A 23,695-nucleotide genomic window follows, 5' to 3' on the forward strand; every position below is an offset into this window, starting at 1 on the left:
GGTACAGTATGAGCAATCCCGGAATTTACAGCTTGAACAGCGCGCACGTGGCGCAGGCAACCGATGAATGGCTGTCCAAAAGAGGCGTTGCCAAAAGGGATATCGCCGAACTGGTTCTTTTTTTGCAAAAGGATTATTTTCCCGGACTTACAATTGAAGATTGCATCGTACATGTCGATGCCGTGTTATCGAAGCGCGAGGTGCAAAATGCCGTTTTGACGGGGATACAGCTTGACCTATTGGCCGAGGAAGGCAAGCTTATTCCGCCGCTTCAGGATATGATCAAGCACGATGAAGGCCTCTATGGCTGCGATGAAATTTTGGCCTTGTCGATCGTTAACGTATACGGCAGCATCGGGTTTACCAATTTTGGCTATGTGGACAAGGTTAAGCCAGGTATTCTGGTGCGGCTAAACAGCAAAACGGACGGCGAAATCCATACGTTCCTGGATGATATTGTTGGCGCAATCGCCGCTTCCGCAGCCAGCCGTATCGCTCACCGCAAGCAGGCTGAAAGGGAAGGCGTAACAACACCGCCCCTAGACTAATGGTTTAGCGGATGTTCAAAAAGTCCGCTTTCCATTGCGGGGCATGACTGGCGTCATGGCCAGCGGCGAATATGGGATTCAGCCGAAATCTCCGGTCCTCTCGTAGCTTTGACTACGCTCCGGTCCTCGATTTCTAGCTTCTTCCCATCTTCTTGGCACTGAAAACCAGACTTTTTGAACTTGATTTTATTGGAGGTTCAAAAAGTCCGCTTTCCATTGCGGGCATGACTGAAGGCGTGGTTACAATGGTCAGCAATTACGATGAGGTGCCCACCGCAGCACATATTGGCTTATGGCTTCAATCCGCGCATTGGAATGCTGGGGAGACGAAGACTTTCTTCCCATTATGCGCTTTACGTACAATGGTTAAGCTGCTCCTTTCAATGTATTTGGAAGTGTGTTTTGAAGTGGTATCTTTAGAAGCAGGTTCATTCTTACGGACATTTCTGACCTTTAAGAGCTTATTTTTGTGGAATGTCTCTCTGTAAAGGTCATTGGCGTCCGTAAGACTCAAATAAGCCGCCCGTATATGCCACTTTGGAGCGTTAAAGGACACGGATGTCCGTTCCTTAAGGAAAATACGGCCATTTTAGACTGTAACGGTCATCCGTGACTGTCAGATGATTGGGTATCTTCAAACCTTAGTTTCCGTACTTGACCATCACGCTTGCTAATAATCATATGCTGAGAGTTAGGCTGACCTCGAATGCTATTGAAAAAGCGTTCCCGTTATTCGCCGAGGCCCTTGAGGGCTATGGCGGACAGGAACGCTTTTTTGGTCTTTAGCAGCTAGCTGTTCATTGATGAATACTATGCAACTAGTCAGAAGATCAGAGTAACCGACGGCAGCTCCAGCCAATTGCAATCCTGCACCAGTTGCGGTCACAGCTCCAACCAACTGCGACCGCACGCGTTCAACCAGTTGCATCCGCGAGCTAGTTGCTCTGGCGGCTTCAGGCAGTTGTGCCGGCGGCTTCTGCCGCTAACGTGCGCTGCTCCTGGAGAAGCGGCTTATTGGGCAGATAATGAAGCGATTTGATAAACCGGATCGTTCTGGTTTTGGCGCGCATCACGATGGAATGCGTCTCGGCCCGCTGGCCGGGCAAATAACGAACGCCGCCCAAAAACTCCCCCGGAGTTACCCCTGTAGCGGCAAAAATAACATCCTCCGTGCCAACCATATCATCCATGTTCAATATCCGGTATGGATTGTCAATTCCCATGCCGATGCAGCGCTCATATTCAAGCGCGTCGGCAGGCATCAGGCGTCCCTGCAGCTCGCCGCCCAGACATTTTAGCGCGGCTGCCGCCAGCACGCCTTCTGGCGCGCCGCCCGAGCCCACATACAGGTCGATCCCGGTTTCCGGGAATGCCGGCGCCATAGCTCCGGCCACATCGCCGTCCGACAAAAACTTGATTCGCACGCCAACCTTGCGCAATATTTTGATGATGGCTTCGTGACGGGTGCGGTCCAATATCATGACGGTAAGATCCGCCACTTTTTTGTTCAGTCCCGCAGCAGCCTTCGCAAGCGTCTCTTCCATAGGGTCGGCAATGCTGAGCTTTCCGCATAACGCCGGACCGTAAGCCAGCTTCTCCATATACATATCCGGCGCATGCAGCAGCTGGCCTTTCCCGGCTACTGCGATAACGGATAACGCGTTGTTAAGCCCTTTGGCCACAATTTCGGTGCCCTCCAGCGGATCAACGGCCACGTCGACTTCGGGGCCATTCATGCTGCCAACCTCTTCCCCGATATACAGCATGGGCGCTTCATCCATTTCTCCTTCGCCGATAACGACTGTTCCTCTAATAGAAACAGAATCAAACATGGCCCGCATGGCGGAGGTGGCCGCCCCATCCGCCTCGTTTTTATCCCCTCTTCCCATCCATGGCGCGGAAGCCAATGCGGCAAGCTCCGTTACTCGAACAATCTCTAATGCCAATTCTCTCTCCATGACTCACGCTTCCTCTCTATTCTTCTTTTAATACATCACATTCTTAAATTATGATTCCTTTTTCGTTATTTAATATGTATCATATTTTTATATATGACGCAATATATAATTTCAAACCAGTCAAATTATTGGGTTCCAATAAAAAAAGCTTCCGCCTCCTCTTCAGCGTGAGGGCGAAAGCTTCGACATGGATGTGTTGTTCATGCACCGATAATGGTTAACTTAATCAATAAAGGCTAACCTTGACCGGTGCCGCTTAACATGATCAATACAGGGTTAAACTTATTCGGATGTGACGGTTTTATAATAATAGACGCCCATGCGTTGACGCGAGGCAATATCGCCTCTCAGCTCCAGGTGAACCAGATGCGCAAGCGTTTCTCCCATTGCAAACCGCAGGTTATGGGGATTATCCCGCAGCCGGATTCCGAATAAGCCTTCGCACACTTCAAAAGCGGTTGCTTCCTTCTCCAAAAGCATACTTTTGATGCCTTCCAGCCGCCGGGCATGATGGCTTTGCAGTTCCTCAATCCGTTCCTTGAAGCCTGCAAAGGGGTTCATATGCCCCGGCAGCGCATAATCAACATCAAACTCCGCAAGTCGATCCAGGCTGCCCAGAAAATGCTTCAGAGGATCAGCCTCTTCTCCAGGAACGAGACTGATATTGGGCGTAATGCGCGGCAAAACCTGATCTCCGCATATCATCCAGCGGCGACGCGGCTCATACAAGCAGACAGCGCCAAAGGCATGTCCCGGCGCATCAAGCAATTTCCAGCTGCCCCCGTTCATTGCCAGCGTTTCGCCAGCTTTCATATACGATACACGGGGCTGGGGGGACACCATGGCGATAAACCCCTCCAGATTGGAGCCGATAGCCTCCCTCAGCTCTACAGGCATGCCGTGCCGGCTGAACAAGGCGTTTATTGCCGCTGGATATTCGCTGTCCGCATTCCACAAGCGCAGCGCGTAACGGTGGCTTCGCTCTGTCATGTTGACCACGGCGCCGCTTTGCTGCTGAACATAGCCGGCCAGCCCGTAATGATCGGGATGCTGGTGGGTCAAAATAATGCGGGAGATGTCGCTCCAGCCAATCCTCAGCTCCGCCATCGCGATTTCCCAAGCCTTCAGAGCTTCTCCGGTGTGCAGGCCGGGGTCGATAACCGTATACCCATTGCTATCGGGAATGATGTAGCTGTTAACCCATTTTAATGAAAAAGGAAGCGGAACCTTAAGCTGATGCCAGCCTCCTTGCAGCGGAATTAGAGGAGAACTATCTCCATTTGCTACTTGAGCTGCTTTTTTATCACTCAAAGCGGCGGCCTCCTTCTACATTTGCCCATCAAAATCATTCTTGGCGAGTTTTGCTCATCATATGGATCGCCGTCGTAGCCGCCGTACAACGCCTCCAGCCTCAGGCCGTTTTCGGCCAGCCTCTTTTCAAACCATTGAAGAGGATACAGTCTTACCCGCTCCAGATATTGACGCGGCTTGCCGGGCTCCGTCGGGTCGTTAAGCGTAATTTCCTTCTGCACCCAGCCGTCCTTTATGGAGCGCTCCTCTATAATAACGATACCCGTTTCCTCGTCACTTCGCTCCGTACGCGGCTCCAGCGTTTGCTCCACGTAAGCCGGATTTAAAAAATCAATCAGGAAGGTGCCGCCTTCCTTAAGCACTCGCCTGATCTGCTTTACGACCTGAATATTATCTTCCTCCAGCGTAAAATAACCGAAGGAGGTAAACAAATTGACGGTTGCATCGAAGGATGCATCGGCAAAAGGAAGCTTGCGCATGTCCCCGTGACGCCACTGCACCTTGCCAGAATGGTCATGCTGACGCGCCACATCCAGCAGCGTATCCGACAGGTCAACCCCAGTCACCTCAAACCCCGCATCCGACAGCGCCATCGAATGCCTTCCCATGCCGCATCCGATATCCAAAACAGCGGCGTTTGGAGGCAAGTGGAGCCACTGTGCCATTTTACGCACTTCCTTAGCCGCGATTTCCCAATTCCGGTGTCTGTACACCACCATATAATCTCTGCCGAAGCTTTGTTCATACCATGGCTTCATTCTACAATCCCCTCGCTATGTTGCAATAAGGCCTTTGCAGGCATTGTCATTGTCTATATTAGCATAATCTGCCGGGAATGGCGCAAACTATGGAAACATTAGCACTTTTTGAACACGCCCTTATAGCATCTCGCAACCGGAGGGAGAGAGCCCATGATCGAACGTATAAAGCTGCTATTTGCCGAAGCCGTGGATGTCAAGACGGCCCTTCTTTCCAATGGCGAAGCATCCATCGAAATTGCCTATTTGTCCAGCCTTTGCAAGGAGGATAAAATTAACAACTGCATTATGGTCCCCTTCACCAAGGCGGAAATTCCTTTTTCCAGACATCTGGAGACAAATCCCGAATATGAGCAGGTCGAAGACCCCGCCAAATGGCAGGATATGCTGTTGAGAGGTTATGTGCTGATACAGTCGCACTCCATTATTTACTCTTTTTTGGCCTCAGACGTCATTAGCAGCGACGGCTCGTTAACGCAGGTAGAAAGCGCCATTCAAGGGCCTCAGCTGGCGCTAAGCGAAGATTTGAACAAGTCTCTTAATTTGATTCGCAGCATGTATCCTTCACCAGAGCTGTGCGTTGAGCAATATACGGTTGGCTACGAATCGCGAACGCCGCTATATATTCTTTTTGACCAAAGGCATGTGGACTCCATGGTGCTGGACAATGTACGCAGCAAATTGACCAGCATCAATGCAGATATCGTTCATGCCGCCGGCGAATTGGAAAAGCTTCTGGTGGGCAAGCGTCTGCATCTTTTTCCTACTGTGCTTATAACGGAGCGGCCGGACCGCATATCCAGATCCATCGGCAAGGGAAAGGTTGTTGTGCTGATCAAAGGCAGCATGTTTGCGCTCATTTTGCCTGCTACTTTTTTTGAATTCATGCATGCGATCGAAGATAATTACGAGGCTTTTTGGATGACGCGGTTTTTGATTTTTCTGCGGTTTGCTTCCATTGTGCTGACCATAACGCTGCCGGCGCTTTACATTGCGGTAGTTTCGTATAACCCTGAGCTGTTCCGGGTGCAGCTGGCCTTTTCCATCGCAGCCAGCCGCTCGGCGGTGCCTTATCCCTCATTTATTGAAGTGTTTATTATGCTGTTTATGATTGAAACACTGATTGAAGCCAGCATTCGGCTGCCCCGCTATATCGGCTCGACCGCAACGACAGTTGGCGGTCTTATATTGGGCCAAGCTGCGCAGCAGGCGGGACTTGTCAGCAGCATTATGATCATTGTAACGTCGGTTGTCGCTATATCCAATTTTGTCATTCCCATTAACTCGATGTCCTTCGCCATACGTTTTTTGAAGTATCCCCTTATCGGCGCCGCTATCTTTTTTGGCTTGTCCGGCATTGCGGTCGGCGTGTTCCTGTATATAGTCTATTTATGCAATTTGAGAAGCTTTGGAAAACCCTATTTCCGCCTGCACGGAAAATTAAATCCTGCTGAAGGCGATATTGGAGGTGCTGATATAAAATGAATCGCTATTTTTTCTATTTATTTCTGTTTGTGGCGCTGATGAACATTATGATTTTTGTGCCCCATATTCTGAACGACAACCGTTTTGACGGGAGCGTAGCCGCTATTTTGATTAGCCCGATTTTTGGGTCCATCATGATTTATATGTTCACAAATGCGTTGTCCCGCTTTCCCGGACAAGGGCTTCCGGAAATATTTTCGCAATATTTCCCGCGCTGGTTTACAACGGCTTATATGATTTTTTACGCCATGATGTATTGGTTTTCCAGCACTGTCGTTGCAATGGCTTTTGCCGTGCTGATCAATCGCTTCTTCAATCCGGACGCCAACGTTCTCATTATTATGTCCATCATCGTATTGGCATCCGGCTACGCCGCAACCCGCTCAACCTTGACCGTTATGCTGCTCATTGAAATTATTATTATTTTAAATGTGCCGATTATTTTGTTCATTATTTTCAAAATGGTAACAAGCCCGCAATTGAATCTGGACTCCATCCATGTGGTAGCCAACTATGTTTGGCATTGGCCTAGTCTGGCCTCGCTTGCCGCGGCAACCTTCATCTTCACCGGTTACATTAATTTATCCTTGTTTAACAGGCTGTTCCCCCCCAATTTCCGGTTTAAGTTTCTGTGGATGTACCCCATTCTCGGACTGATTATTTTGCTGGTCACCTTTTTTGTTCCGATCGGCTTCCATGGTTCTCAGGGCACAGCTCAATATATTTATCTGTGGACCATTACCGCCGATTCTTTAATGATGCAATACGGGTTTATCGAGCGGGTGATGTTCCTGTTTTTAATTGTATTTCTGAATCTAAGCCTTGTTTACACAACTGCAGCCTGGCATCAGGCAATGGAATTTCTCAAAGGATGTATGCCGTCCATGAAGCCGGAAACCGACAGCCCCAAGGCGCCGATATCTAATTACGTCATCCTTGGCATATTTACAATGGCCAGCATCTTGTACATGGTTATGGTCAATGAAAATATGAATTTGGCCATTACAACCGCATGGCTGATTATTCGGATGTTTACAGAGGTTGCGACCGTAGCAACAGTCTTTATATTGAGTCGCCGGAGGTTGATGCCGAGATGAGGCCTATAGCTCCCATTATCTTGAAGCTTGCCTTGGCGTTGCTGCTGCTTGTTCCGGTTGGAGGCTGCGGCTTCAAGGATATAGACAAACGTTTTTTTGTTGTGGGGACAGGCATTGATTTATCTGGAAATGAGGAGAAGCCTTACCGCTTAACCATCCAGCTTGCGATTCCTTCGCCCAAAATTGAACCCGGAACCTCCAAATTCCAATACGAAACTATTGATGCTATCAGCATTGCGGAGGGACTGCGCATGCTTAAGGCTTATGTGGACAAGGAGCTTGATTTCGGTCATTGCCGCATTTTTATTATCGGGGAGTCGCTTGCCCGGAAAAATATTACGTCCGTGCTGGATTGGATGGTACGAAGACGCGATATTCAATTGGTTGCCAACATGGCGATCGGCAAACCCGACGCGGCCAGCGTACTCAAAATCAAGCCAATTTCAGAGCAATATCCGGGTAATGCGCTGCTGCTGTCGTTTGGGGCGGACGGCACGGAATCCAGCTACAATTATGCGGAATCGTTATCCGGCTTTTCGAGGCGCCTTACAGAGAAAGGGCTTGATCCTGCCCTTGCGATTGTAAAGGGAGACAAAAACAAAGGCTACATTATTAACGAAATCGCTTTAATGGACAAGCAAAAAATAAAATTGGTGTTGTCGCCCGACGAAGCCCAAATGTTCAACCAATTGGCAAGCCGCTTCACCAAGTCATCCATGCATGGCATTTACAGGCATGATGGCATAGTTGTCGCTATCAACCAGCTTCATTCCCGGTTCCGAATTGAGAACCAGGATGCGCAACATTTGATAAAAGTGAATATACGGATGAAAACGGTGATTGAGGAGTCCTCCTCTTCCTTAATGGAAAAGGATTTAAAGCCGGTTGAGGCTAAGCTGGAGAAATCGTATGAAGCGGAGGCGACGAAGCTGCTGGCCAAAATTCAAAAAGCGAACGTTGACCCGCTTGGATTCGGCCTGCGCTATCTGGCTATGAACCCCGGGGAAGGCAGCTGGGATAACTGGCAGCGGATTTATCCCGATGCCAGCTTTAAGGTTAACGTCAGACTGATTATAGAAGGCACCGGTCTGATTTGGTAATAGAACTCGCTTTTAAAATATGTCTTAAGCCTTAACCAGCCTTTTCGTGCAGCGAAGCTCCTGTATGGAACCTGCTCCGATACCAAACATAGCTGCACGAAGCTCAAATTCAATGCGCCGGAATTGTTCCAGCAAAAGTGCCTCCGACAATTCACCGCTTCCCGCTGCAGCGCGGGGCAGCAAGGCTCGGCCATAGCCTGCCAGATCAGCTCCCAGCGCCAGCGCCTTGGCTGCTTCAACTCCGTTATGCAGCCCCCCGCTGGCAATAAGCGGCATATCGGGCAAGGCGGAATGGATTTCCGCCACGCATTCGGCCGTTGGATTCCCCCAATCGGCAAAAGCCTCCGCTGCGGCCCGCTGAACGGGGTCCGATGTCCGGAATTTCTCCACCTGGCTCCATGAAGTGCCGCCGGCTCCAGCGGCATCAATAAAGGCTACGCCGGCATCACGAAGCCGGACGGCCGTTTCGGCGTCAATGCCCCAGCCAACCTCCTTGACGCCTACAGGTACGGAAAGCCCCCTGCATACCTCTTCAATCTTTTGCAGCAGCCCGTAAAAATCAGTATCGCCTTCCGGCTGAAAAATTTCCTGAAGGCTATTCAGATGCAGCACCAATGCATCGGCATGGACAAGCGCCACCGCCTTAAGACATGCCTCCAAACCATAGCCATAGTTAAACTGCACCGCACCCAAATTGGCTATAACGGGTACAGTCGGCGCCTGCTTTCGAATATCAAAGGTTGCAGCAAGCTCCTCCTGCTCGATGACCGCGCGCATGGAGCCAACGCCAATCGCCCAGCCTTGACGCTCAGCAACAGCCGCAAGACGCCGGTTGATAGCTCCCGCCTCGTCCGTACCTCCCGTCATGGAGCTGACGAGCAGCGGCGCGGACAATCTTTTGCCAAACCACTCCGTTTCAAGCGAGATGTCCTGGAATGATAATTCAGGCAAAGCATTATGCTTGAAGCGGTAGCGCTGAAACCCATTCCCTGCGCCGCCAGTTCCTTCTACCTCCTCCTGCAGGCATATGGCAATGTGTTCGCCCTTTCGTTTGGCGGTGGCGTCGGCCAAAGGCGCAGCGCTGCTGCTCTCAATGCCGCTAATCCCTTGGCTTTCCGCCTTATCTGTTTCTTTATATTGCTCCAAGAAGGCCAACCTCCTGTATCGGTCACCGTTTTTATTTTCTGATGATGTAAGCATATCACACCTGGAGAGGTTTATGGAATTTTGATCGTTTCAATCAGATATATGATATTTACAATCATTTTAATTGAATTTTTCGTTAATTTTTTATACACTGATATTAGATAAATCATAGACGATACCATCATCGGGAGGAATTTTTATGGATATCCGAATTTTTGAAAGTGCGGAGAAGCTGGATTTGCATGCGGCGGAGTGGTTTAGCGAGCTGATTAATCAAAAGCCGGGAGCCGTGCTGGGATTGGCAACGGGCTCCACGCCTATCGGTATATACGCCAAGCTGGTAGAGCAGCACCGGAGCGGCAAAGTAAGCTTTGCGGAGGTAACCACATACAACCTTGACGAATATGTCGGCTTGACGCCGGATAACGATCAAAGCTACGCTTATTATATGAATCAGCATTTGTTCTCACATGTCGACATTCCCCCTGGAAATGTACATCTTCCTGACGGAATGGCGCTCGATCCCGCCGCGGAATGCGCTCGTTATGACGCCTTGCTGGCGGAGCATGCTGCAGATGTGCAGCTTTTGGGGCTGGGCCACAACGGCCACATCGGCTTTAATGAGCCGGATGAGCAGTTGTCCAGCGGCACGCACGTTGTTGCTTTGAAGGAAGAAACGCGACAAGCCAATGCCCGATTTTTTTCTTCACTGGATGAGGTGCCCAAGGCCGCTTATACAATGGGTGTTGGCTCCATCCTGAAGGCCAAGCAAATTTTGCTGGTTGTTCGCGGCTCTGATAAAGCCGGCATTGTTAAGGAAGCGCTGACGGGTCCGGTAACAACGCAGGTGCCCGCTTCGCTGCTTCAGCTTCACCCTAATGTTATCGTGTTGCTTGACCAAGAAGCAGGAAGGTTGCTGAGCTAAATGAACTCGAACCAAAAAAATCTACTGATCACCAATGTTCAAATTGTAACGGAGCAGGCTGTTGTAACCGGACATGTAAAAATAAGCGGCGGCATCATTGAATCCATTATTGCCGACAATGACCATCGAGATGAGGCTCGTGCAGCCGGGGATACCGGCATGGCCGATCAGGGCGGCTACGAGGGTGAAATCATCGACGGCAAGGGAGGCTGGCTGCTGCCCGGCTTTATCGACATGCACGTTCACGGCGGCTTCGGCGGAGACTTCATGTATGCAAACGCAGAAAGCTTCGACCGCATAACGGGCTTTCATGCTTCGCAAGGCACAACGGGGATGCTCGCCACTACAATGACCGCCTCCCGCAAAGATATTGAAAAAGTGCTGGAGGCCGTCTCCGCCTATCAAAAAAACGGCATGCTTCATGCCGAGCTGCTTGGCGTTCATCTTGAAGGTCCCTTTATTAGCGAAAAGTGGCCTGGCGCACAAAATCCGGACTACATCGCGGACCCGCAGCTGGAATGGCTGCAGCAATGGGCCAAGGCTTACCCCGGCTTGGTCAAAATGGTTACAATGGCGCCTGAGAAGCCCGGCGCACGGGAAAGCATCGCCTGGCTGAAGAGCCAGGGTATTATTGCCGCTGCCGGACATACCGACGCCGTGTACGCCGAAATGATAGCTGCCGCAGATTGCGGCTTGTCGCACGCCGTACATACGTACAACGCCATGCGCGGCCTGCACCATCGCGAGCCGGGAACGCTAGGCGCGGTTTTGACGACAGACAGCATCTATGCCGAAATCATTGCCGACGGCGAGCATGTGCACCCGGCTGCCATCTCCCTTCTTTTGTGCAGCAAACCAAAGGACAAGGTCATCCTCGTTACCGATGCCATTGAAGCCGCAGGAATGCCGGACGGAGAATACGAATTAGGCGGCTTGCCTGTTGTATTGAGGGGCGGCACAGCGAGGTTAAAGGATAGCGGAGCGCTGGCGGGCAGCAGCCTTAGCATGATCGCAGCCTTGCGCTATATGGTAAATGTAATGAAATTACCCGTAACAGAGGCTAGCAGGATGGCAAGCGGCAATCCGGCGCGCGAGCTTGGCCTTGCGGATATGACTGGAAGCATTGCTGTTGGCAAACGGGCCGATCTGGTTTTGACCGACCTTGACTTCAATGTTCAACAAACGATATTGAGAGGCACCTCTATTTTTAATGCAGGCTAGCATATAGCTTCAACGGTTTCTATTCCAAGCAATGCTGCTCCACCTCAAAAAGCAAACAACAAGAAAGGGTATGCCGTATCACCCTCATTCTTGTTGTTTGCTTTTTATTAACACATATAAGTTCGCCCCATACATCATGCCTATATTGCCCACAGCCTTTTTCATATGTTTATTCGTTGGCTTGTAGTAGGATTAAATCAGTGGATTCGTATGATAACGTAAAGAAAGGGAGTTTTTTATGCTTTTTGCTATCTTCATTTTTTTGCTGGCGGGATTGGCGGAAATCGGCGGCGGCTATCTGGTATGGCTTTGGCTGCGCGAAGCCAAATCCTATTGGTATGGCGTTACGGGCAGTGTTATTCTGGTGCTGTACGGAATCATTCCAACACTGCAAAACTTCCCTTCCTTCGGCAGAGTTTACGCCGCCTATGGCGGCGTTTTTGTGGTGCTGGCTGTTATTTGGGGCTGACTTATAGACAAAAAAACGCCCGACTTCTACGATTGGCTTGGAGCAGCCATCTGTATCGTCGGCGTTTCAGTCATGCTGTGGGCGCCTCGCAGCTAAGCGCATCGTAAAGAATACATTCAAAAAGCCGCCAGTAACGAAACGTTTCCCAATCTCAAAACAATGTTTGATGATTAAAAACGAATCGAACCCGGCAGCTTTCTTATCTGTAACTATGCATAGCTACTATACATGCGCAGCCCGGCAGTACATACAGCCCCTGCCTGCCTTCAAACCTGCTATTCTGTTACATGGATTTCTAGTCCGTCACATGGACTTCTACGCCTAACCTTGCCAGTTCTCCGGCCAGCTGGCCATCTGGCGGCTGATCTGTAATGACGGCATGCAGCTCCGACAGCTCAGCTATTGTAAAAAGGGAGGTTTTATTGCTTTTTGTATGATCGAATACGGCAAAGGATTGCTGTGAACGCTTAAGCATAGCCTTGGAGCTTTGGGCCTCCTGCTCGGAGTAGCTGGAAATGCCGCTGGCTGCGGAAATACCGTCAACGCCTATAAACATTTTTCCGATATGAATTCGAGCCATCATTTCTTCTCCCAAAGGGCCGCAAAGCTCAAAGCTGTTATGCCGCATAATGCCTCCGGTCACGACAACCTGTATTGCGCTCCCCGCCAGCTCCATTGCGATGTTAACGGCATTCGTGACGACCGTAAGCCCTTTTCGGGACTTCAGCAGCTTTGCCAGCAAAAAGTTGGTGGAGCCGCCGGACAAGCCGATGATGTCCCCTTCCTGAATAAGGGATGCCGCAAGCCGGGCGATTTTTTCCTTCTCCAGGATGGATAAGCCCTCCTTCTCTGAAAAAGGCAGCTCCCGCAATGTCCCCATTCCATCATACATAGCCCCGCCAATCGTGCGAATAACGGGATATTCAGCCTCCATTTGCTCCAGGTCACGTCTTGCCGTTGCTTCAGAGCAGTTGAATCGCTCCACCATTTCTGCAATCGTTATTCTTCCCTGCTGCTTCAGCACCTGCAGGATGGCTTCGCGCCGGCGCTGGCCCTTGGAGCCGCCGCTTTCACCAATTGTCACCGTTCCACCCACGCTTTCGCTCCTAGCCGTTGCTGTACAATATCCCACTCCGGCAGCGCTTCCCAGTCTCCGCGCATTTGCACGACAAGAGAACCGCAAACGCTGGCGAGAGTCACCGCTTCAACGGGCGTCATTCCCTTCATTAAGCCGGCAAGGAAACCTGCGCAAAAGCCGTCTCCAGCCCCCACTGTATCCACAACCTTGTCCGCGGGATAAAAGGGAACCTCCGTTTCCGACTTGCCGTCAAGCACAACGGTCGCATCTCCCTTGCCCTTGATGACCGTTACCGCCTTCAGCGCATTCAGCCGCTCCTTGATCTCGCTGTAATCCTCCGTTTCATAAAGCTGGACCAGTTCGTCCCAGCCCGGCAGGAAATAATCTGCAGCTTCCGCAAGCGGCAGCAGTGTTTGCCGTGCTTCCTCGATGCTCCACAGCTTCAGGCGAAGATTAGGGTCAAAGCTGACCAGAACGCCAGCTTCCTTGGCAATGTCAACCGCACGCCGCACCGTACGGCGGCAGTCCTCGCTAAGCGCCGTTGTAATGCCCGTCACATGAAGAATTTTTGCTCCTCTTATGTAATCCTCATCCAGATCCTCCGGCTTCATCCGGCTGGCTGCCGAATGCTTGCGAAAATAATGAACCGCCAGCTTCCCCGCCACATGCTCGCGAAACATCATGCCGGTTGGCGCCTCGTCGCTCATTTTGGCCCGCGAGGTATCTACGCCTTCCCCGCGTAGCGCTTTCAAAATGATTTTGCCAAAGGGGTCATTGCCCAACGCACCGAACCAGCCAACGGAGGACCCAAGCCGTGCAAGGCCGATCGCGACGTTGCTTTCCGCGCCGCCGAAGCCCTGCTCCAGACTTGCTGCCCGCTCGATTGCTTTATGCTCAGGAGGCATAAACAAAGCCATAGACTCGCCAAACGTTATTATTTGAGGTGAAATTTCCCGCACAAAAATATCCCCCTAAACTTGATTTGTTGGCCATGAGGCCGCAATGGCGGCCATTATTTCATAATCGGGTATTTCATAAAATATATCATTGCTACATACAGCACCAAAATCAGCAGGCTGAACATTTTTGCTTTGCTGATATTGGCTGCCGCGCTTTGGCCTTTCTCAATGGCATGCATAACGCCTTTCAGCGGTTTGGAGATTATGCCCCCGAATGCTGCAATGCCAAGGAACAGCACCATGACGATAACCATCCAGAGGACAGAGTAGTCTGCCTTGGACATCATGTATCCGCCCGTCAGAATTTGCACAACCAGACAATATTGCGCAATGCGGTTGCCGGCAATCAATCCGTCGGCCAAACCGCCTTGACCTGCTCCTGCAAGTTTCGAGGCACGTCCCAAAATAACGGGGAGTACCACATAAAAGCCCATTCCAATCGCTCCCAATAAATGAAGCAGCCACATTGCACTTGACATTTCAATTCCTCCTATTTCTACTGAGACTACACCAATCAGTTTATCAGAAACTCAGCTTTTTTCAAATGCTGCGAGCATATTCAATAGCTTTACCCTTTGTGACGATGTTCACTTCCACTGTGGCATCCTTCACTTCCCCTGCCGGCAGCCTATACCTGGAAGCAAGCCTATCCTTTCAACCCCAGCTTCGCCATGACCCCCCGAATTGCAAAATAAGTCACCTCCGCCGGCAAAGCTTCTTTGACCGGCTTCAATTTCCCGCTTTCCTCGCTCTGCACAGCCTCCACGATAAGAGCCTCCAGCTCCGCAGGAATGATGCGTTCCCACGCCACCTCAAGCCCTTCCTCCGCGCAGCGTATAATATGTCCCTCCACTGTCACGGCGCTGAGCCCTCTCAGCTTTGCAATTTCAGCAGGAGCATACCCGTCATGGAACAGCTCCAATGAAACAACATAGCTTGGGGTTTCGTCATCCTTAGCGCTAACTGACGACGCTCCGCCGCCCTTTGGAACGGCTAGCCCTGCTGTGCCGCGCGAACCCGTCATGACCGCCTGGGACGCTGCTGATTCAAGCTCAGCACTTGCTTTTGCATCCGTCTCTGCATTTGCGGCAGCGACGCCGAATTCCGCAAGAATAGGGGCAATTCCGCTCCAATACTTTTGCGCCTTGGCGGAGCCAATGCCTTTTACACCAAGCAGCTCCTCGATTGAGGAAGGACGAACCATCGCTATTTCCCTCAAGGTTGCATCAAAAAAGACCATAAACGGCGGAACGCCTTCCCTTGACGCCGTTTCCTTGCGCCATGCCTTAAGCGCCTCGAACATCGGCGATGAGCCGCCTGCTGCCTCTCCCCCGCTTTTTCGGACAGAAGCTCTGACGCGCTGCATAATTTCCTGCTTGCCCTCCAGCACGGGCAAAGCGTTTGCCGTCAAGGACACCACGGGATATTGTCCCTCGCTAAGCCGCAAATACCCTTCCGCAACAAGCCAATACAGCCAGTCGGCAATTTCCTTTTCGGGCAGATGGCGCATAAGACCATATGTCGTCAGCCTGTCCAGTCCAAATTCCAGCAGCCGCTTGTCGCGCGAGCCCTTCAGCACCTTTGCCGCCATCGTAACGCCAAAGCGGCCTTTCATTCGGCCGACGCAGGATAACGCCATTTTGGCGTCCTCCGTACGGTTCACCGGTTCACTTTTGTCCTGACAGCAGCTGCATTTGCCGCAAGGCTCAACGTCGCTTTCGCCAAAATAATCAACGATAAACTGCTGCAGACAGCGCTGAGTGCGGCTATAATTCATCATCATATGCAGCTTGGACATCTGAACGGACTTGCGATCCTCATCGCCGCTGCCCTGCTCGATCAGAAAACGCTGCACCTGCATGTCGGCAGGCTCAAACAATAATACGCATTGGCTTTCCTCGCCATCGCGGCCTGCCCGTCCAGCCTCTTGATAGTAGGATTCAAGATCGCCCGGCATTTGCCAATGCAGCACATAACGCACGTTTGGTTTGTCTATGCCCATGCCAAAAGCGTTGGTCGCCACCATGATGCGGATATCGTCAAAACGGAACCGCTCCTGTGTCTCCGCCCGCTCCGCGTCCGACAACCCGCCGTGGTATTTGCCTGCCTCCAGCCCTGCCTTCTGAAGCTGGGAGCATACCTCCTCGGCCTCCTTGCGCGTTGCCGTATAGATAATGCCGGATTGCTCCTTGCGATCACTTAAAAATTGCGTCAAAAACCTCTTTTTATCTACGCCCGTCACAACGGAAAGCGACAAATTCGGGCGCGCAAAGCCCGTTACAAAACGGCGCGGGCTCCGAAGGCCCAGCACCTGCTCGATGTCATCAGCCACATCAGAGGTCGCGGTCGCCGTAAAAGCGGCAACCAGCGGCCGCTGCTCAAGCCGATTGATCCAGCCCGCAAGCTGACGGTAGCTGGGACGGAAATCATGACCCCATTGCGATACGCAATGCGCCTCGTCGATTGCGATTAACGGAATTTGCATACTCTCCGACAGCGTCTGGAACATAGGGGCATCCAGCCGCTCAGGAGCCGCATAAAGCAGCTTGTAGTCGCCGTTCCGCGCACTCCGGAGCACCTCGCGGTACTCCGCCGCCGATAACGAGCTGTTTAGAAATGCCGCAGGAACGCCCACACGAGTCAGGCTGTCCACCTGATCCTTCATCAGGGAGATAAGCGGCGATATGACCAGCGTTGTGCCTGGAAGCAGCATAGCGGGCAGCTGGTAGCAAATCGACTTTCCGCCGCCGGTTGGCAATATGGCGAGCGTGTCGCTGCCATTCAGTATACCTTCGATAATATTCTCCTGACCTTTGCGGAAGGAGTCATATCCATATATTTTTTTCAGCAGCTGTTTTGCATTCTGCATCAAAGTCTCAATCCCTCCCTAAAAGTGCAGCATCTAAATAGAAAAAACCCTGGCAGCAGCTTGCGTCAGGGTCCTTCCCATATCGTTCGTTTGAATGTTTTTTTCCATTATAACATGCCTGGCTCCAGCTAGACCAGCTTTGGATTAGCCGTTTTGTACGACTTGAATGACATTTCGCACGGAATCCGCTGATTTGTCCAGCGCCGCTTTTTCGTCAGCAGTCAGCTCAAGCTCAATGACCTTTTCTATGCCATCCCCGCCAATAATCGCCGGAACGCCCATAAACAAATCGCTGTAGCCGTATTCGCCTTCCAGATACGCGATAACGGGAATAATTCGTTTTTTATCCTTTAAAACCGCCTCGGTCATCTGTACAAGAGATGCAGCAGGCGCATAATATGCGCTGCCATTTCCAAGCAGATTAACGATTTCCCCGCCGCCGACGCGCGCGCGTTGAACAATGGCTTCTATGCGGTCCGCCGAAATCAGCTTTTCGATGGGAATGCCAGCCACATTGGAATAGCGAACAAGAGGCACCATATCGTCGCCATGCCCGCCAAGCACAAAGCCTCGCACATCCTCTACCGACACATTCAGCTCCTGGGCGATGAAGGTGCAATAACGAGCCGTATCCAATACGCCGGATTGTCCGATTACCCGGTTTTTGGGGAAGCCCAATGCTTCGAAAGCAACGTAAGTCATGGCGTCAACCGGATTGCTGAGCAGAATGACATAAGCGTCAGGCGACGTTTCCTTCACCTGCTGGCATACCGATTTGACAATACCTGCGTTTGTGTTGACCAAATCGTCCCGGCTCATGCCCGGCTTGCGCGCTACTCCCGCCGTAATAATAACGACATCGGAGCCGCGAGTTTCCTCATAATTGGAAGTACCGATGATATTGGCGTCTACGCCAAGCACCGGAGTGGCCTCCAGCATATCCAGCGCCTTGCCCTTCGTTGGGTTTTCCAGTGGAGCAATGTCCACCAGAATTACATCTCCCAGCTCTTTTTGAGCCAGCATCAGCGCTGTGGTTGCGCCAGTAAAGCCAGCCCCTACAACCGTAATTTTTTTGCGTTTAATCGCCATAGTGCGCTACCCCCAATTCTTTTTTATGTATTTGTCCCGACAAAAGCGGAGATGGCCCCTCGCAGGCAGCTTTTTGCGTAAGCTGTCTGACAAGGGGCCTATGTTTCCTACATATTTTTGATGATTTCGTCAGCGAAGGCCGAGCATTTTACTTCTGTAGCGCCTTCCATCAGACGTGCAAAGTCATATGTTACCGTTTTGTTGTTAATGGATGTTTCCATGCCTTTGTAGATCAGGTCAGCCGCTTCCTGCCAGCCCAGATGCTCAAGCAGCATAACGCCGGACAGAATAACGGAGCCTGGGTTTACAACGTCCTTATCGGCATATTTTGGAGCCGTGCCGTGAGTCGCCTCAAAAATAGCATGTCCAGTCAGGTAGTTGATGTTAGCGCCTGGTGCAATACCGATGCCGCCAACTTGTGCAGCCAGGGCGTCGGACAGGTAGTCGCCGTTCAGGTTCAGCGTAGCGATTACGTCAAAGTCGGTAGGGCGCGTCAAAACTTGCTGAAGCGCAATATCTGCAATGGCGTCCTTCACGATAACTTTGCCGGCTGCTTCCGCATCGGCTTGAGCCTTGTTGGCCGCGTCAACGCCTTCAGCGTCTTTAATGCGGTCGTATTGGCCCCAAGTGAAGGTTTGCTCTGCAAATTCTTGCTCGGCAACTTCATAACCCCAGTTTTTAAATGCGCCTTCCGTAAACTTCATGATGTTGCCCTTGTGAACCAGCGTAACCGATTTTCTGCCATGCTTGATGGCATATTCGATCGCAGCGCGCACAAGACGTTTCGATCCTTCGGACGAAACAGGCTTGATGCCGATGCCGGATGTTTCAGGGAAGCGGATTTTGTTGACTCCCAGTTCCGTTTTGAGGAACTCGATGACTTTTTTCACTTCTGCGGAGCCTTCTTGATACTCGATGCCCGCATAGATATCCTCCGTATTTTCACGGAAAATAACCATGTCTACCAGTTCAGGACGTTTTACCGGGGAAGGCACGCCGTCAAAATAGCGCACTGGACGCAAGCAAGTATACAGATCAAGCTCCTGGCGAAGCGCAACGTTCAAGGAACGAATGCCGCCGCCGATTGGTGTTGTAAGAGGTCCTTTGATGGCAACGATGTATTCGCGGATCGCAGTCAGCGTATCGGCAGGCAGCCACTCGCCGTATTCATTAAATGCTTTTTCGCCTGCAAACACTTCATACCAAGCGATTTTTTTCTCGCCGTTGTAAGCTTTTTCTACAGCAGCGTCAAGCACGCGCTTGGATGCGCGCCAGATGTCGCGTCCCGTTCCGTCTCCCTCGATAAAAGGAATGATAGGCTGGTTTGGCACCTGCAGCGCGCCGTTATCGATTGTGATTTGCTCGCCTTCAGTCGGAAGCGCGAATTTTTCGAATTGGGCCATTATAAAATCCTCCTAAAATAGTATGGAATATAGTTAGCATACACTTAATGTTTGGCGTAAAGCAAAGTTTTACTCCAAATTTATGTTTAAAACGGACACAACCCGGCAATGCTTACGCTTTCACGGCGCCGCATTCCCTTTGTGATGAAAATCATAGGCGAAACAGGGCAATAAAAGGAGAACAAGCACCCGCTCGCCCTCATGCAGTCTATAATCTATGTTGTTTTGGACTATCTTTGGTCAATCGGAACATATTTACCGCCAACGGGACCAACATAATCGGCACGCGGACGAATTAAGCGATTGTCCTGGTATTGCTCCAAAATATGAGCGCTCCAGCCGGAAACGCGGCTGATTGCAAAAATCGGAGTAAACAGGTCGCGCGGAATTTGCAGCGCCGTATAAACGGATGCGGAGTAAAAATCGACATTAGGCTTAAGCCCTTTTTGGCCGGTAACCAGCTCTTCGATTTTAACCGACATTTCGTAAAGCTCCATATTGCCAGTCAGCTTGCCCAGCTCACGCGACATTTTTTGCAAATGCTTGGCGCGCGGATCCCCGTTTTTGTAAACACGGTGTCCGAAGCCCATAATTTTTTGTTTGTTCGCCAGCGCGTTGCCGATATAGCTCTCGACATTCGCCGGTGCGCCGATTTCTTCCAGCATTACCATAACGGCTTCATTGGCTCCTCCATGCAGAGGTCCCTTCAGCGCGCCAATGGCGGAAGTTACGCCGGAGTAAATATCCGACAAGGTGGCTACTGTTACCCTTGCCGCAAATGTAGAAGCGTTAAGCTCATGATCGGCATGCAGCACAAGCGCCTGATCCAGCGCTTTGACCGCAACCTCGTCAGGATCGTTGCCAGTCAGCATATAGAGGAAATTATGCGCGATGGATACGCCTTGTTTAGGAGCCACCGGCTCTTTTCCCTCGCGAATTCTGGAGAATGCCGCAATAATGGTTGGCAAAGCAGCTTGCAATTTAATCGCTTTCAGTTGATTGGCTTCAGCAGACATGTCGTTTGCTGTCTCGTCATACAACGCCAGGCTGGAAACGGCAGTGCGCAGCGCAGCCATGGAATTGGTGTTCTTGGGATAGAGCTTGATGCCTTCGAGTACAGCGCTCGGAATGACCGAATATTGATCCAATTGCTTTTGCAGTCCGTCAAGCTCGGAACGATTGGGCAGCTTGCCGTACCATAACAGATACGCGACCTCTTCGAATGAAGCGTTTTCTGCCAGATCATCGATGTCGATTCCGCGGTATGTGAGCACTCCGTCAATGATCGAGCTGATGGAAGACGCCGCTGCGACTATTCCTTCAAGACCTTTCGTTGCTGTCATCGTTCTCTCTCCTTTTTCCTTCAATTATTCAACTACGCTCGCCTCTTGCATGTTATTTATCATAAATGATTTTCACAATGAAGCCAACATGAAGGGGCATAAAAATGCTTTATCGGTATCATTGATAATTTGAATCGGTTGCGCTTTCAATTGTTCTTTATTGGTTTGTTTCCCTTTTTCGACAACACAGTTTTCCCGTATGCCATACCAATTATACGTCAACTTTTTTCAGGAAATATGGTAAAATGAGCGCTATACTCTTTTTCGACTGGTTTGAACATGATATAGGCATCGAAGCAGAAGGTGAGGCTCACTATGACAGGACAGCGCATCGGCATCATTGACATAGGCTCCAACTCCATACGGCTTGTTGTATATGAAAGAACCGTGAGCGGAGCGCATCGGGTAGTAGACGGCAGCAAACGCTCCGCGCGGCTCAGCGGAAAGATGGACGCACAGGGTTGCCTGCCGGACGAACATATCGGCGACCTGATCGATACGCTGCATCATTTTTCCCTTATTTGCAGCCATCACGGGGTAGGCCATATTCGCGCGGTTGCGACGGCGGCTATCCGCAATGCAACCAATTCGGCGGCCATTCTGGAAAGCATCAAGTCCGAAACAGGTCTTCATATCGAGCTTCTTTCCGGGGTTCAGGAGGCTTCTTACGGCTTTTTGGGCATGATTAATTCGCTTCGCATTGATGAAGGCTATCTGATCGACATCGGCGGCGGCAGCACCGAAATAACCCTTTTTCGTAACCGGGATATTGTCCATTCCGTCTCATTTCCATTTGGCTGCGTAAGCCTCAATCACCGCTTTGATTCCAAAAACGGACTGAGCGAGGATCAGCTCAAGCAGCTTGAAGAGCTGGTTGCCGACGCAATCAAGGATCATCCGTGGATCGTCCAGCATCCCGGCCTTCCGCTGGTAGGCGTAGGCGGAACCGCACGCGCTTTAGGCAAGCTGCATCAAGGCGCGGTGGATTATCCTTTTAACAGCACCCATAACTATATGATTCAGGGCGAACAGGTGGACGAGCTGTTCCATTCCACTCGTAACCTGCCGCTTGAGCGCCGCCGCAAGCTTCCTGGCTTGTCCAAGGACCGCGCTGACGTTATTGTTCCCGGCATTGCGGTCATTCGCACCATTTTCCGCATGGCCAAAACAACTCATTACCGCATTTGCGGCGCGGGGCTCCGCGACGGCTTGTTCCACTCCACCCGGTTTCCCAACAAGCCGAAGCTGGATGATCCTTTGACCTACAGCCTGAAAAATATTAGCTCGCTGCATACGGAAGCGCCCCGTCAGCATGTGCTCCAAGTCAATCGGCTTGCGACCGAGCTTTTGGATGCCTTGCAAACCCATGAACGGCAAAACGATGAAGCCGCCATCTTGCTTGACGCGGCTTCCCAGCTATATCGCATCGGGGCGGCGATTGATTATTATGACTATGCCACCCACTCGTTTTACCTTATTCTGCACAGCCATCTGAATGGGTTGACGCACCGTGAAATCATTATGATTGCGGCCATTGCCTCATACCGAAGCAAAGGCAAATCCAAAAACCAGCTGGCTCCTTACCGCGTGCTGCTAAGCGAGGACGACCTGGAGCTGGTTGCCCGCTTTGGCGTGCTGCTGCAGCTCGCCGCAGCTCTTGACCGCAGCGAAACACAAAGCATCGGCCGCATTCAGGTACGGATGGCCGGACGGCAGCTGTTATTATCGCCCGTGCTGCCCCGGGGCCATCTGTCGGTGGAACGCCGCGAGGTGGAGGAGCTGGCGCAGGAATTCAAGAAGCTATGGGGACTTGAGCCTGTGCTTCAATAGCTGAATCTCATCGCTTTCTGATCAAGCGGAGGGCTCATTAGTTGAGTACTCGACTCTCACACCACTGTACGTACCATTGGGAATACGGCGCTTTAATGGCTTGAGTATAATTTGTCGAGGACGCTCGTATTGTACAGGGGAGTCATAGTGCCCTGCCGGTGCGAGCCTTTCGTTTGTTACAGAGTGATTCAGCACGGGGCTTCCTCTACTCACCAGTAGCCCAGCCCGGAACTACCCGCGGTTACTAGACCTGCCATTCCGGATCCCTAGCTTCCACAGGTTCTGTACTTTCTTTCAAGGTTTCTTCCATTATTTCCAGATGTACATCCGCATTCATTTACGTAGCCGTTCGTTCCAGTTTTGTAGAATTCGCTTCATATCCGCAACATAGAAAAAGCCGATTCCTTCTCGAATATTAACCTTTACGTTCTCCATGACCTGCATTTTCAATTGGAATTTTAGCTTTTATCTAAATACATCCGATTGAATTCCAGTGGTCGCAAGGCTGCTCGTCTGCTTTTCGCGAGTAAGACGATGTTCGGCTTGCCATCTCTTGATAAAATTCAATTAGATAGATGTACACTAAAAGCAGTAACAGCGGTCCACCCTCAGATAAACCTTCCTCCGTTGCCCGTCGTACGCGTTCTACATGAATCTCCTTTTCAAATGCTGCTTAATCAGGCCGATAACACGTTTGTTCTGGACTAGCTTATGCCAGCAAGTTTAAAAGAAGCTGACCTGTAGCTGGCTTTCATCGCCTAGTTAGCCCGTGCCGGGCGTACATACTAACAACCGCGGGGAGTTTCCATACGGCCGTTTTATTGAAACAATCACCAAATTGTAATATTGATCTAAAATACCCATTGAAAGCGATTTAATATTAACTTACCATAGAATTAATGGCATTAATAAGTAAAAATAATGCAAAATTAACTAAAATGACTAGATGAGGAGGGCAGAGGAAGTAACATCATGAACGGGATAGTTTTTGAAACAAATTATTCCAAATAAATGTCTGAATCATAACTTATGCAGTTCGCGAGATTAACTGGTAATGGTGAGAATCTATGCTTGAATAAACTGGCCACCAAGACATAGAAAGCGTC

Annotated in this window: 18 protein-coding genes and 1 pseudogene; 8 read left to right on the top strand and 11 right to left on the bottom strand. The window is 50.8% G+C overall.

Annotated features, from left to right (window positions below; genetic code table 11):
• The first annotated feature begins 8 nt into the window (after window positions 1–8).
• Window positions 9–548, top strand: coding sequence for a phosphatidylglycerophosphatase A family protein (locus tag A7K91_RS01895; protein ID WP_068679104.1), 540 nt, complete (start codon window positions 9–11; stop codon window positions 546–548).
• 953 nt (window positions 549–1,501) lie between these two features.
• Here the strand turns inward: A7K91_RS01895 and glpX are convergent.
• The 3 genes from glpX to A7K91_RS01915 form a co-directional block, all read right to left on the bottom strand.
• Entirely contained in the window at window positions 1,502–2,506 is a 1,005-nt protein-coding gene (glpX, locus tag A7K91_RS01905) for a class II fructose-bisphosphatase (RefSeq protein ID WP_068679108.1), read from the bottom strand.
• A gap of 282 nt (window positions 2,507–2,788) precedes the next feature.
• Complete coding sequence (locus A7K91_RS01910; RefSeq protein ID WP_068679110.1) at window positions 2,789–3,817, bottom strand: MBL fold metallo-hydrolase; 1,029 nt, start codon at window positions 3,815–3,817, stop codon at window positions 2,789–2,791.
• A complete protein-coding gene (locus A7K91_RS01915; protein ID WP_068679112.1) occupies window positions 3,814–4,575 on the bottom strand; it encodes a class I SAM-dependent methyltransferase in 762 nt (253 codons plus the stop codon). The genes A7K91_RS01910 and A7K91_RS01915 overlap by 4 nt, the downstream gene beginning before the upstream one ends.
• Before the next feature lie 153 nt (window positions 4,576–4,728).
• Here A7K91_RS01915 and A7K91_RS01920 point away from each other — a divergent pair, with 153 nt between their 5' ends.
• From A7K91_RS01920 to A7K91_RS01930, 3 genes are read left to right on the top strand one after another with little or no spacing between them, the layout of a single operon-like run.
• Window positions 4,729–6,060, top strand: coding sequence for a spore germination protein (locus A7K91_RS01920; RefSeq protein WP_068679114.1), 1,332 nt, complete (start codon window positions 4,729–4,731; stop codon window positions 6,058–6,060).
• Window positions 6,057–7,157: a GerAB/ArcD/ProY family transporter gene (locus A7K91_RS01925; RefSeq protein ID WP_068679116.1), complete on the top strand. Its 1,101-nt coding sequence runs from the start codon at window positions 6,057–6,059 to the stop codon at window positions 7,155–7,157. The genes A7K91_RS01920 and A7K91_RS01925 overlap by 4 nt, the downstream gene beginning before the upstream one ends.
• Window positions 7,154–8,257, top strand: coding sequence for a Ger(x)C family spore germination protein (locus A7K91_RS01930; protein WP_068679118.1), 1,104 nt, complete (start codon window positions 7,154–7,156; stop codon window positions 8,255–8,257). The genes A7K91_RS01925 and A7K91_RS01930 overlap by 4 nt, the downstream gene beginning before the upstream one ends.
• A gap of 24 nt (window positions 8,258–8,281) precedes the next feature.
• On the opposite strand, the gene fni is transcribed toward A7K91_RS01930, so the two are convergent.
• The gene (gene fni / locus A7K91_RS01935; RefSeq protein ID WP_068679148.1) at window positions 8,282–9,361 is read right to left on the bottom strand and encodes a type 2 isopentenyl-diphosphate Delta-isomerase; all 1,080 of its coding nucleotides are present in this window, start codon (window positions 9,359–9,361) and stop codon (window positions 8,282–8,284) included.
• A gap of 241 nt (window positions 9,362–9,602) precedes the next feature.
• Here fni and nagB point away from each other — a divergent pair, with 241 nt between their 5' ends.
• From nagB to A7K91_RS01950, 3 genes and pseudogenes are all read left to right on the top strand, one after another.
• On the top strand, window positions 9,603–10,328 hold the full coding sequence (gene nagB / locus A7K91_RS01940; RefSeq protein ID WP_068679120.1) for a glucosamine-6-phosphate deaminase: 726 nt from the start codon (window positions 9,603–9,605) through the stop codon (window positions 10,326–10,328).
• Entirely contained in the window at window positions 10,329–11,549 is a 1,221-nt protein-coding gene (gene nagA, locus A7K91_RS01945) for an N-acetylglucosamine-6-phosphate deacetylase (protein ID WP_068679122.1), read from the top strand. It abuts the gene before it with no gap.
• A 238-nt stretch (window positions 11,550–11,787) separates the two neighbouring features.
• A pseudogene (locus tag A7K91_RS01950) lies at window positions 11,788–12,114 on the top strand (YnfA family protein).
• 199 nt (window positions 12,115–12,313) lie between these two features.
• On the opposite strand, the gene A7K91_RS01955 reads toward A7K91_RS01950, so the two are convergent.
• The 7 genes from A7K91_RS01955 to citZ form a co-directional block, all read right to left on the bottom strand.
• Entirely contained in the window at window positions 12,314–13,114 is an 801-nt protein-coding gene (locus tag A7K91_RS01955) for a DeoR/GlpR family DNA-binding transcription regulator (RefSeq protein ID WP_245697164.1), read from the bottom strand.
• Window positions 13,099–14,055 (bottom strand): sugar kinase, encoded by a 957-nt coding sequence (locus tag A7K91_RS01960; RefSeq protein ID WP_068679124.1) that lies wholly within the window; start codon window positions 14,053–14,055, stop codon window positions 13,099–13,101. The genes A7K91_RS01955 and A7K91_RS01960 overlap by 16 nt, the downstream gene beginning before the upstream one ends.
• A gap of 53 nt (window positions 14,056–14,108) precedes the next feature.
• The gene (locus A7K91_RS01965) at window positions 14,109–14,534 is read right to left on the bottom strand and encodes a hypothetical protein (RefSeq protein WP_068679126.1); all 426 of its coding nucleotides are present in this window, start codon (window positions 14,532–14,534) and stop codon (window positions 14,109–14,111) included.
• Between the two features lie 167 nt (window positions 14,535–14,701).
• Window positions 14,702–16,924 (bottom strand): DNA helicase RecQ, encoded by a 2,223-nt coding sequence (gene recQ / locus A7K91_RS01970; protein WP_245697166.1) that lies wholly within the window; start codon window positions 16,922–16,924, stop codon window positions 14,702–14,704.
• Between the two features lie 144 nt (window positions 16,925–17,068).
• Complete coding sequence (gene mdh / locus A7K91_RS01975) at window positions 17,069–18,013, bottom strand: malate dehydrogenase (RefSeq protein WP_068679130.1); 945 nt, start codon at window positions 18,011–18,013, stop codon at window positions 17,069–17,071.
• Between the two features lie 107 nt (window positions 18,014–18,120).
• The gene (gene icd / locus A7K91_RS01980; protein WP_068679133.1) at window positions 18,121–19,416 is read right to left on the bottom strand and encodes an NADP-dependent isocitrate dehydrogenase; all 1,296 of its coding nucleotides are present in this window, start codon (window positions 19,414–19,416) and stop codon (window positions 18,121–18,123) included.
• 230 nt (window positions 19,417–19,646) lie between these two features.
• Window positions 19,647–20,759, bottom strand: coding sequence for a citrate synthase (gene citZ, locus A7K91_RS01985; protein WP_068679135.1), 1,113 nt, complete (start codon window positions 20,757–20,759; stop codon window positions 19,647–19,649).
• Window positions 20,760–21,074: 315 nt separating this feature from the next.
• On the opposite strand from citZ, the gene A7K91_RS01990 reads away from it, so the two are divergent.
• A complete protein-coding gene (locus A7K91_RS01990; RefSeq protein WP_068679137.1) occupies window positions 21,075–22,589 on the top strand; it encodes a Ppx/GppA phosphatase family protein in 1,515 nt (504 codons plus the stop codon).
• Window positions 22,590–23,695 lie beyond the last annotated feature (1,106 nt).

The organism is Paenibacillus oryzae, from assembly GCF_001675045.1.
Classification (GTDB): domain Bacteria; phylum Bacillota; class Bacilli; order Paenibacillales; family Paenibacillaceae; genus Pristimantibacillus; species Pristimantibacillus oryzae.

What these genes read in the sequence shown, in the direction of transcription:
- recQ (WP_245697166.1), bottom strand. Translation starts at nt 16,924, where the DNA reads ATGCAGAATGCAAAACAGCTGCTGAAAAAAATATATGGATATGACTCC.
- A7K91_RS01915 (WP_068679112.1), bottom strand. Translation starts at nt 4,575, where the DNA reads ATGAAGCCATGGTATGAACAAAGCTTCGGCAGAGATTATATGGTGGTG.
- A7K91_RS01895 (WP_068679104.1), top strand. Translation starts at nt 9, where the DNA reads ATGAGCAATCCCGGAATTTACAGCTTGAACAGCGCGCACGTGGCGCAG.
- A7K91_RS01930 (WP_068679118.1), top strand. Translation starts at nt 7,154, where the DNA reads ATGAGGCCTATAGCTCCCATTATCTTGAAGCTTGCCTTGGCGTTGCTG.
- A7K91_RS01990 (WP_068679137.1), top strand. Translation starts at nt 21,075, where the DNA reads ATGACAGGACAGCGCATCGGCATCATTGACATAGGCTCCAACTCCATA.
- A7K91_RS01920 (WP_068679114.1), top strand. Translation starts at nt 4,729, where the DNA reads ATGATCGAACGTATAAAGCTGCTATTTGCCGAAGCCGTGGATGTCAAG.
- citZ (WP_068679135.1), bottom strand. Translation starts at nt 20,759, where the DNA reads ATGACAGCAACGAAAGGTCTTGAAGGAATAGTCGCAGCGGCGTCTTCC.
- nagB (WP_068679120.1), top strand. Translation starts at nt 9,603, where the DNA reads ATGGATATCCGAATTTTTGAAAGTGCGGAGAAGCTGGATTTGCATGCG.
- nagA (WP_068679122.1), top strand. Translation starts at nt 10,329, where the DNA reads ATGAACTCGAACCAAAAAAATCTACTGATCACCAATGTTCAAATTGTA.
- glpX (WP_068679108.1), bottom strand. Translation starts at nt 2,506, where the DNA reads ATGGAGAGAGAATTGGCATTAGAGATTGTTCGAGTAACGGAGCTTGCC.
- A7K91_RS01925 (WP_068679116.1), top strand. Translation starts at nt 6,057, where the DNA reads ATGAATCGCTATTTTTTCTATTTATTTCTGTTTGTGGCGCTGATGAAC.
- A7K91_RS01965 (WP_068679126.1), bottom strand. Translation starts at nt 14,534, where the DNA reads ATGTCAAGTGCAATGTGGCTGCTTCATTTATTGGGAGCGATTGGAATG.
- icd (WP_068679133.1), bottom strand. Translation starts at nt 19,416, where the DNA reads ATGGCCCAATTCGAAAAATTCGCGCTTCCGACTGAAGGCGAGCAAATC.
- mdh (WP_068679130.1), bottom strand. Translation starts at nt 18,013, where the DNA reads ATGGCGATTAAACGCAAAAAAATTACGGTTGTAGGGGCTGGCTTTACT.